Annotated in this window: 9 protein-coding genes; 3 read left to right on the plus strand and 6 right to left on the minus strand. The window is 59.5% G+C overall.

The features are described 5' to 3' along the window. Window positions 1–460 precede the first annotated feature (460 nt). From VL197_11615 to VL197_11625, 3 genes are all read left to right on the plus strand, one after another. Complete coding sequence (locus tag VL197_11615) at window positions 461–1,018, plus strand: isochorismatase family cysteine hydrolase (GenBank protein ID HUJ18628.1); 558 nt, start codon at window positions 461–463, stop codon at window positions 1,016–1,018. A gap of 89 nt (window positions 1,019–1,107) precedes the next feature. After that, window positions 1,108–2,265 (plus strand): nicotinate phosphoribosyltransferase, encoded by a 1,158-nt coding sequence (locus tag VL197_11620; protein HUJ18629.1) that lies wholly within the window; start codon window positions 1,108–1,110, stop codon window positions 2,263–2,265. A 57-nt stretch (window positions 2,266–2,322) separates the two neighbouring features. Beyond that, window positions 2,323–2,625, plus strand: coding sequence for a PilZ domain-containing protein (locus VL197_11625; protein ID HUJ18630.1), 303 nt, complete (start codon window positions 2,323–2,325; stop codon window positions 2,623–2,625). A gap of 22 nt (window positions 2,626–2,647) precedes the next feature. Here VL197_11625 and VL197_11630 read toward each other — a convergent pair whose 3' ends face one another. The 6 genes from VL197_11630 to VL197_11655 all read right to left on the minus strand — a co-directional run. Next, a complete protein-coding gene (locus VL197_11630) occupies window positions 2,648–3,217 on the minus strand; it encodes a type II secretion system protein (GenBank protein ID HUJ18631.1) in 570 nt (189 codons plus the stop codon). A 53-nt stretch (window positions 3,218–3,270) separates the two neighbouring features. Continuing rightward, the gene (locus VL197_11635) at window positions 3,271–4,992 is read right to left on the minus strand and encodes a GspE/PulE family protein (protein HUJ18632.1); all 1,722 of its coding nucleotides are present in this window, start codon (window positions 4,990–4,992) and stop codon (window positions 3,271–3,273) included. Beyond that, window positions 4,989–6,179, minus strand: a complete 1,191-nt coding sequence (locus tag VL197_11640; protein HUJ18633.1) for a type II secretion system F family protein — start codon at window positions 6,177–6,179, stop codon at window positions 4,989–4,991. Before VL197_11640 ends, VL197_11635 begins: the two co-directional genes overlap by 4 nt. Before the next feature lie 306 nt (window positions 6,180–6,485). Beyond that, complete coding sequence (locus tag VL197_11645) at window positions 6,486–6,998, minus strand: OsmC family protein (GenBank protein ID HUJ18634.1); 513 nt, start codon at window positions 6,996–6,998, stop codon at window positions 6,486–6,488. 130 nt (window positions 6,999–7,128) lie between these two features. Next, window positions 7,129–7,974 (minus strand): hypothetical protein, encoded by an 846-nt coding sequence (locus VL197_11650; protein ID HUJ18635.1) that lies wholly within the window; start codon window positions 7,972–7,974, stop codon window positions 7,129–7,131. A 173-nt stretch (window positions 7,975–8,147) separates the two neighbouring features. Further along, window positions 8,148–8,592, minus strand: a 445-nt coding sequence (locus tag VL197_11655) for a dihydrofolate reductase family protein (protein HUJ18636.1), incomplete at its 5' end; no start/stop codon positions are given.

Consider the following 8,592-nt stretch of genomic DNA (forward strand, 5'->3'; position numbering starts at 1 on the left):
GCACCGGGTCCTTCCCCGCATAATCCGAGGATATCCGCGCTGCCAGCTCCCGGACCGTCTCCTGAATGGCCTTTTCGGTCACCAGTATTTCCTGAATTTCCGCCACCGGCGATCTCCCCTGAATGCCTGACCCGGACAAGCCGGATCAAAACCAGAAGCTAAAGGCGTTTCTCGCGGAGCACGCGGAGGACGCAGAGTTTAAAACCAAAACCTGAAAGTCTTTGGCGAATTATTTTTTGATTTTCTCTGCGAGCTCTGCGCCTCTGCGCGAAATTTTCATGCCCTTTTGTAAAGAATTTGATTTGTTAGTTGCTAAATACCGCTTCGGAAGCGGGCGCATGAGCCCGACAGGCGTCATACCCGCCGCGGTCTTCCCCAGGCTGTTTCGCCCGTTGCTTGAAAAAGATACCCCATGTTGTTACAATTGTAAAGGGATGATGTTGGCTGGGAGGTGATCTCCATGAAGAAAGAGGCATTGCTTGTCATTGACATGTTGAACGATTTCGTGCTCCCCGGAGCACCCCTCGAAGTGCCCGATACCCGGAGGGTTCTGCCCGTGATCAGAAGAGAGATAAACGAGGCCCATCGCCTGGGCCATCCCGTGCTCTATGTCTGTGACTCCCATGATCCGGATGACGGCGAATTCCGGAGGTTTGGCTGGCCTCCGCACGCCGTGACCGGGACCCGGGGCGCGGAAGTCGTCGACACGCTGAAGCCGTCCGAAGGGGACCTTGTCATCCCGAAAAAGACCTACTCGGGCTTTTTCGGCACGACCCTCGAGGCGACGCTGAAGCGGCTGGATGTCGGCTCCCTGCGGCTGACCGGCGACGTGACCCACATCTGCGTCCTGTTCACGGCCTCCGATGCGGTCCTGAGGGGGTATGATGTTGCGGTCGTCCAGGACGGCGTGGCCGGGCTGGCCCGGGAGGACCACGACGCCGCGCTCCGGATCATGAAGAACGTTCTCGGAGTGAAGCTGGTGGACGCTGCGCCGGAAGCGGCCAATAAGGCGGCGTAAGAATAGTCGAATCAACAGGACGGATGTTTTCGCTTGATGCCGTTGAGCGGTCGGCAATTCGTGTCAATACATTCTCCGAAGGAGCGCACATGTTCCTCACCGCAGATCCCCAAGAGGTCCTCGAAGGCAGGATCACCGACGTCTACTTCCAGCGCGCGCTCGCCATCCTGAAGGCGAAGAACCTTAATCCCCGGGTCAGGGCGGAGATCATTGCAAAGAACCTTCCCCACGACTGGCCCTGGGCAATCCTCGCAGGGCTGGGCGAGGCCGCGGACCTCATGAAGACCCTGAACATCCGGGTCAGGGCCATGCGGGAGGGCTCGGTCTTCTATCCCTATGAGCCCGTCGTCGAGATCGAGGGGAGATACCAGGATTTCTGCGTGTACGAGACGGCCATCCTGGGTTTCCTCTGCCAGGCCTCCGGCATAGCGACCCGGGCCGCGCGGATGAAAAAGCTGGCAGGCGAGCGGCTTGTCATGAGCTTCGGGGCGCGGAGGATGCATCCCGTGCTGGCGCCCATGATCGAGCGGAACGCCTATGTGGGCGGGTGCGACGGAGTGTCGGTCGTCAGGTCGGGCGAGGTCATCGGAGAGGACCCCATGGGGACCATGCCGCATGCGCTCATTCTGTGCATGGGTTCGACCCTTGCCGCGATCAGGGCCTTTGACGAGGTGATGGATCCCAAGGTCAAACGGGTGGCCCTGATCGATACGTTCCAGGATGAGAAATTCGAGGTTCTGAGCGTGGCGGAGGCGCTCGGCAAGCGGATCTTTGCGGTCCGTTTCGATACGCCGGGCTCGCGGCGCGGCAACTTCTACCGCATCCTCGAAGAGGTCCGGTGGGAGCTCGAATTGCGGGGGCTCGGTCATGTCAGGTTCTTCGTGAGCGGAGGCATCCAGGAGTCGGACATCCCGGTCCTGAACCCGGTGGTCCATGGATACGGCATCGGCACCGCGATCAGCAGCGCGCCGGTCATAGACTTCGCCATGGACATCGTCGAGATAGAAGGGAAGCCTCTCGCAAAGCGCGGGAAATGGTCCGGGAGCAAGAGCGTCATGGTGTGCGGGTCCTGCGGAGCCAGGAAGATCGTGCACGCGGGCACGGAGCATCAGTGCGCCTGCGGCGGCACGGGGGAGGACAGCCTCGTATTGCTGCTCGAGCAGGGCAGGCTGCTCGCCGATGAGGAACGGCCGGCTGTCATCAGGGAGCGCGTTCTGAAGTCGGTGAAGTCGCTCGAGCTTTCATAAAAGATCATAAATTGACAAGTTCGGACTTTCGTATCACTGGAGCACTAGCGGCACTATATGAAAAGCGAAAAAAGACACGCCGAGCGCTACGATTATCCCGCGCGGATCGAGTATGTTGCCGGGTCCGGCAAAGAGGGCGAGGTGTCTCCTGCGGTAACGATCAATATCAGCAGAATCGGGATCAGCCTTTACGCCTTCGAACCGCTCGCGGAGGGCCGTGAGATCGAGATCAGGAGCCGGCTCCCCGTTGACCGCTACCGGGCCACCGTGCGCTGGATCAGGACAGAGAGCGACAGCATGTACAAGATAGGACTGATGTTCCGCGAAGAAGAGCACAACAACGCGGCGGGAAAGGCGTAATCGATACGTTCATCTTGTCGGGTTAGTGCACGGACTGGACCGGCGTGACCGTCTGAACCGGTTGGCCCGGCTGGCTAAGCACATACAGGAACTTCCAATCGCTGTATTTCTGCTTCCCCTCGAAATCGCTGTCCTCATCCGGAAAGTTCGTCTGCTTGAGCGGCGTCTTGTCGCTCTTGCTGTACACGCCGACCAGGCGCTTCGATGACTGCTCGCGCATCTCCGCAAAGTCCTCACCGGTGATGGGGTCCTTATACTTCTGGCGCAGGTACCGTTTGCCATCGACGGTCCGCGGGTCTTTCAGCAGTTCATCGATGCTCTGGGGATACTGGTTCCTGCCGCCCAGGGCGTAGTAGCGTGCGATCGCCACGCGGTACTGATTCCCCCGGAACAGCAGTTCCTCCTCCTTGTCCCGGTAGGATATTGAGCTCCAATACTTGGTCGCGGACCCGAGGACGATCCCGATGATCACGATCGCCGCGAGCAGGGCAATGTAGGTAAACCCCCGCGCGCATCGGAGCGCCGGCCCCCGGTTGCGGGGCCGTGACGGACCTGCGTGTCGAACCTTGTACGTTGAACAGCCCCTTTTCATTCCACTTTCCCCGGCTTACGAAGGAGCCGCGGCATTCAAGGAAAAACCGCGATCTATTCTATGAACGTCACCCGGTTGATCTCCTTCAGGGTGGTGTCGCCCGAAAGTACCTTGGCGACGGCTGACTGGCGAAGGGTGGTCATGCCTTCTGATATGGCGGCCTTGCGGATCTCCGAGGACGGCCGCTTGTCCAGGATCATCTCCCGGATCCTGTCGGAGAGGTCCAGGAACTCGGTAATGGCCTTTCTGCCGCGGTACCCGGTAAAGTTGCACTCCTTGCATCCGGCCGCATCATAGAAGACCTGGCTGCCGTATTTCTCCGGGTCGAGGGCCGAGTCCAGGAGGTCGTTCGCCGACAGGCGGACCGGCTTCTTGCATTTCAGGCACAGGATCCGGACGAGGCGCTGGGCCAGGATGCAGTTGAGGGAGGAGACGAAGTTGTAGGGCTCGATGCCCATGTTCAGGAAGCGGCCGAGCACGTCAAAGGCGTTGTTCGCGTGCACTGTCGTGAACACCAGGTGGCCCGTGAGCGCCGACTGCACCGCGATCTGGGCCGTCTCGGCGTCGCGGATCTCGCCGACCAGGATCTTGTCCGGGTCGTGCCGGAGGATCGACCGCAGGCCCCGTGCGAAGGTGAGGCCCTTCTTCTCGTTCACCGGGATCTGCACGACGCCGCGGAGCTGGTACTCAACGGGGTCCTCGATGGTGATGATCTTGTCCTCCCCGGTGTTGATCTCGGTCAGGGCCGCGTAGAGTGTCGTCGTCTTTCCGCTCCCGGTGGGGCCCGTCACGAGCACCATCCCGTAGGGCTCGCGGATGCTTTTGCGGAAGCGGTGGAGGTCCTTCTCGTCGTGGCCGAGGCTTTCGAGCCTGAGCGTGCTTACGCCCTGGGTGATGGATTCCTTGTCCAGGATGCGGATGACCACGTCCTCGCCGAAGGCCGAGGGCAGGATCGAAACGCGGAAATCGATGGTCTTGTGGTTGGTCCTGAGCTTGAACCGGCCGTCCTGGGGAACGCGCCGCTCCGCGATGTCCAGATCGCTCATGACCTTGATGCGCGACACGATGGCGCTGTGGAACTTGATGTCGATCGGCTCCGTGGCCGGGTAGAGGACGCCGTCGATCCGGTACTTGAACAGGACGTTCTTGTCCGTGGTCTCGATATGGATGTCGCTCGCGCGCCGGTCGAGGGCGTCGAGGACCGTGGTGTGCATGAGCTTGATGATCGGGCTTTCGTCCTTGTCGATGCTTTCGAGGGAAACGACCTCCTCGCCGTCCTCCTGTTCCTTGACGATCTGGAGTTTGAAGTCCTCGGACACGGAGTGCATCACCTGCTCGGACCCGCCGCTCCGCTTCAGCACGCCCAGGATGGACGACGGGGTGCTGACGCAGACCTCGATCTGACGGTCCAGGATCATTTCCAGCTCGTCGATGGCCGGGATGTTGTTCGGGTCGGTCATGGCCACGACCAGGACGCCTTCCTGCTCGTCCTCCACGGGAACGAACTGGTAGCGCTGCATGAGTTCCACCGGCATCCGTTCGAAGTACTTGGGGTTGATCCGGAAGTCCGCGAGGTCGAGAAAGCGCAGATCGCGCTGCTCGGCCAGGGCTTGCGCCAGAACCTCCTCGGTGATCAGCCCCGCATCCATCAGCAGCTCGCCGATGCGCTTGCCCTGGCCATCGGGGCCCGCCAGCACACCGGCGATCTGCTCCTGGGTCACGACGCCCTTGGCCGACAGGATTTCTCCCAACCGCTTTCGTCTGAACGATGTCATTTCAACCTCGATCCCATTTCGAATATGGGCAGATAGAGCGCAACGACGATCACCGCGATGACCAGGCCCATGGAGAGCATGAGCACCGGCTCGATCAGGGACGTGATCACGGCAAGCCGGTTCTCGACCTCCTGGTCGTAGAACTCGGCGATGTCTTCCAGCATCTGGGGGAGGTCGCCCGACGACTCGCCCACCTCGATCATGCGCACCGTCATGTCCGCGGCGAGGTGCGTGCGCTCGACGGCGTCGGCAAGGCTGACTCCCTCGGTCACGAGCACGCGGGTCTCTATCAGGCGCTGCGACATCACCTTGTTGCTGATCACTCCCGCGGTCGTGTCCAGCGCCTGGACCAGGGGAATGCCGCCGCGGAGCACGGTCGCGAGCGTGCGCGTGAGCTGGGCCAGGATATACTGGATCATGAGCGACCTGACGAGCGGTATCCGGAGCTTCACCGCGTCGAGGAAGAGCCTCCCGCGCTCGGTCCTCTGCCAGGCGTAGATGCCCGCGCCTGCAGCAGCGGCGCCGAGGATGACAAACGGAAAGTAGGTCGTGAAGCCGGACGTGAAGGCGATGAGCATCCTGGTCAGCAGCGGCAGCTTGCCACCCTGATCGCTGAACATCTGCGTGAAGTTCGGGATGATATAGAAGAAGAACAGGAGCAGGACGGCTATGAGGGCCATGACGAGAAAGACCGGGTAGGCGAGGGCGGTCACGAGCTTGCGACGGATGGCCAGCATCTTCTTCTGGTATTCGATGTAGCGCTTCAGCACATCGCCGAGGGCGCCGCTCTTCTCTCCGGCCCGGACCGTCGCCGTATAGAGCAGAGGAAAGAAGGCCGTATGCTTCGCCATGGCGTCGGACAGCGCCGAGCCTCCCTTGATGTCGTGGATGATGCTTTCTAGGGCCGTGCGGAAGGCCACCTTTTCCGTTCGCTTCTGGAGGATCTCAAGTGACTGGAGGATGGGAAGGCCCGCCTTGAAGAGGGTGCCAAACTCCTGGTTGAACAGCAGGAACTCCTTGGCGCTGCCCCCGCGTGCTCCGAAACCGGCCCGTTTCTTACCGATCGTGAGGACGAGATAACCCCGGGACTCGAGCTCCTGCCGCAGTTCTCCGGCGTCGGCCGCCATCGCTTCCTCGACGATCGAGCAGCCGTCCTCGCGGACCGCCTTGTACGTGAACATCGGCATGGAAAGAATAATACCGTGAAAATATAGGGAAGTCAATGAAGGGATGGGAGGGGAAGAGCGCGAAGAACGAAACGATGAGGTCGAGGTTTTCAGATGCCTCCCGACGGCGTGGTTGGATCCGTTGTGTCAGGTTTTTGCTCTGCACTACCTTACCAACGTTTGTCGTGTCCACCTGATCGAGCGCAGGGTTAGAGTGAACCGTCATGGAATTCCTCAAGAAACCGGCAATCGCCGGGCATCCTCTCAAGCCCTCCTCCAAGAGGGTGGACTCATTGAGATTTTTGTATTTCCAAATCACTTAGATTTTTACCCTTTGCTGACCGTTATCTGTCCTGAAACCGGGGTAGGGTTTTTCAGGCTGTCTACGACCGGGCAATGGGCGATGACCTTCTCGGCGAATTCCCGTATCCTGTTCTCATCATCAGGGCTTTGTATATGAAACGTATACCGCAGGTCTTTAAATCCGGCGGAAACATCATCGAGCATGAAAAACCCCCTGAGGTCGAGCGTGCCTTCGACATCTACGGTCAGCGCATTGATCGTAAAGCCTTCATGCACGGCAAACTCATAAAAGGCGGCCTCGATGCATGCTGCCATGGCGGCGAGGAGAAGTTCTATCGGGTTCGGCGCCTGGTTGTCTCCTCCCGCGGCCTCGCCATAATCAGACTTCACGAGATGCTCGCGCGCCATTGACTCGGTATAGAGGTTTTTAATATGACGGGAGGTGACCTTCGGCTTGTAGATACACGCCTCGGGTTTCTTTTTGAAGAACTCGAGCCTTCGTGCGACAACGTCTTTGAGACTTCTTTCACTTTTCATCGGCTATATCTCCTTCGTCGCTAATTTATGCATACGTTGTACATCTTGATAGAATACCTCGAGGGGAGAACTCGCGCTACCTGGGCCTCGTACCCGACCCGCTGGTTGTAAACAAGTGGGTGCGCCGCTATCAGAAATTCAGTCCCACGCCTACCCTGAAGCCGTACATGACCGTGCTGCTGTCCGGCTCAATTGCGCTGGCGACAGGCATGCCGCCCTGAGTAAGAGTGACCGGATCAGAAGCTCCGAACTTCCACTTTTGATAGAATGGCGTTCCGAAAACAAATATCTTCACGTCATTGTTCTGGGATATCTCGTAATTGACCGGCACTTCTACCCGGTATCCAAGGTGTGGTTTAATATCGAAGGTGGCCTCGTCCACCAGTCCGGCTATGTTCGTGGTCATCTTGGAGCTGAAGGGGTAAAGGAGCGCGAAGTCGGCAGCGATGACGAGCCTGCTCAACCGGTAGGCGACGTTGCCTCCCGCGGCAACGTACCACCACGAATAGTCCTCCCGATAATCGGGGAGATTGTCACTGCCTCTCTTCCAGTCCCGGTATCCGAGCCCGGCATAAGGGGAAAGAGTAACGGTGCTGAAATTGAGAGCTTTGAACCCGACATTTCCCTCGAAGGTTAAGAATTTCTCTTCCGTCGACATCGTGATGGGGGTCCCGTTCTGGAGGCTTCCTGCATACGTGGCCGAATTCGTCTCAACATAATCGAACAGGAAACGAGCGAACAGGGATTCGTCATCGTGCCGCGCCTCGACATACACGCCGTTGTTCCAGCCTGTGTCCTTGTCGAGCACGCCTCCGTTCATGGATTCCTCGTAGGACAGGTAGCTGCGATCGTAGCCGAGAAATACGCTGGTTCCGGTCAGGCCAGCTCCGGTGCTCTCCGGTTCAGCCGCACATGCAATGGTCCCGCTGATCAAAAGAACGCAGACAAGACTCATAACGGAAATAATATATTTCATAATCCTCTCCCTCTATCATAGATCTGGGTGGCGGATGGAAGTACGGTTTCGCCTGTAAGCTGCGCATACGTGCTGAATGGCGGCCGCGCGGTCGCAGTTGTTGCCTGCCTAAAGTAAAAGCATATCGGCATTTCTGGTTCACCAATATTATACGCTACGCGAGAGCCGCAGGGTCACGCGCGTTTGCGCAGAAAGACATGGGCCGCACGTTCGCCCGCGACGTACTTCGCGCATTCGTAGCCCAAAGCGCGCATATCAATGCCGTTCAGGAGATGCTCCCCGGCACCAAGCAAGACAGGCCGGATGGCAAGATGCATCTCGTCGATCAGGGCCGCGCGCAGATACTGCCGGATCGTGGCTACGCCGCCGCCCAGGCGGACATCGAGGCCGTTTGCTGCAGCGATCGCCTGCTCCAGGGCGGCGTGAATGCCTTCGGTGACAAAGCGAAACTCCGTGCCTCCCGCCATCCTGAGCGGGGCCCGCGGGTGATGCGTCAGCACGAAGACGGGCGTGTGATATGGCGGCTCGTCTCCCCACCAGCCCTTCCAGCTGTCATCCGGCCACGGGCCCCGGACAGGGCCGAACATGTTGCGCCCGAGGATCCAGGCGCCGATTCCG

The organism is Nitrospirota bacterium (assembly GCA_035516965.1).
Taxonomy (GTDB): Bacteria; Nitrospirota; UBA9217; order UBA9217; family UBA9217; genus MHEA01.

Coding starts and splice junctions, on each gene's coding strand:
- VL197_11630 (HUJ18631.1), bottom strand. CDS start 3,217: ATGAAAAGGGGCTGTTCAACGTACAAGGTTCGACACGCAGGTCCGTCA.
- VL197_11650 (HUJ18635.1), bottom strand. CDS start 7,974: ATGAAATATATTATTTCCGTTATGAGTCTTGTCTGCGTTCTTTTGATC.
- VL197_11625 (HUJ18630.1), top strand. CDS start 2,323: ATGAAAAGCGAAAAAAGACACGCCGAGCGCTACGATTATCCCGCGCGG.
- VL197_11635 (HUJ18632.1), bottom strand. CDS start 4,992: ATGACATCGTTCAGACGAAAGCGGTTGGGAGAAATCCTGTCGGCCAAG.
- VL197_11640 (HUJ18633.1), bottom strand. CDS start 6,179: ATGCCGATGTTCACGTACAAGGCGGTCCGCGAGGACGGCTGCTCGATC.
- VL197_11645 (HUJ18634.1), bottom strand. CDS start 6,998: ATGAAAAGTGAAAGAAGTCTCAAAGACGTTGTCGCACGAAGGCTCGAG.
- VL197_11620 (HUJ18629.1), top strand. CDS start 1,108: ATGTTCCTCACCGCAGATCCCCAAGAGGTCCTCGAAGGCAGGATCACC.
- VL197_11615 (HUJ18628.1), top strand. CDS start 461: ATGAAGAAAGAGGCATTGCTTGTCATTGACATGTTGAACGATTTCGTG.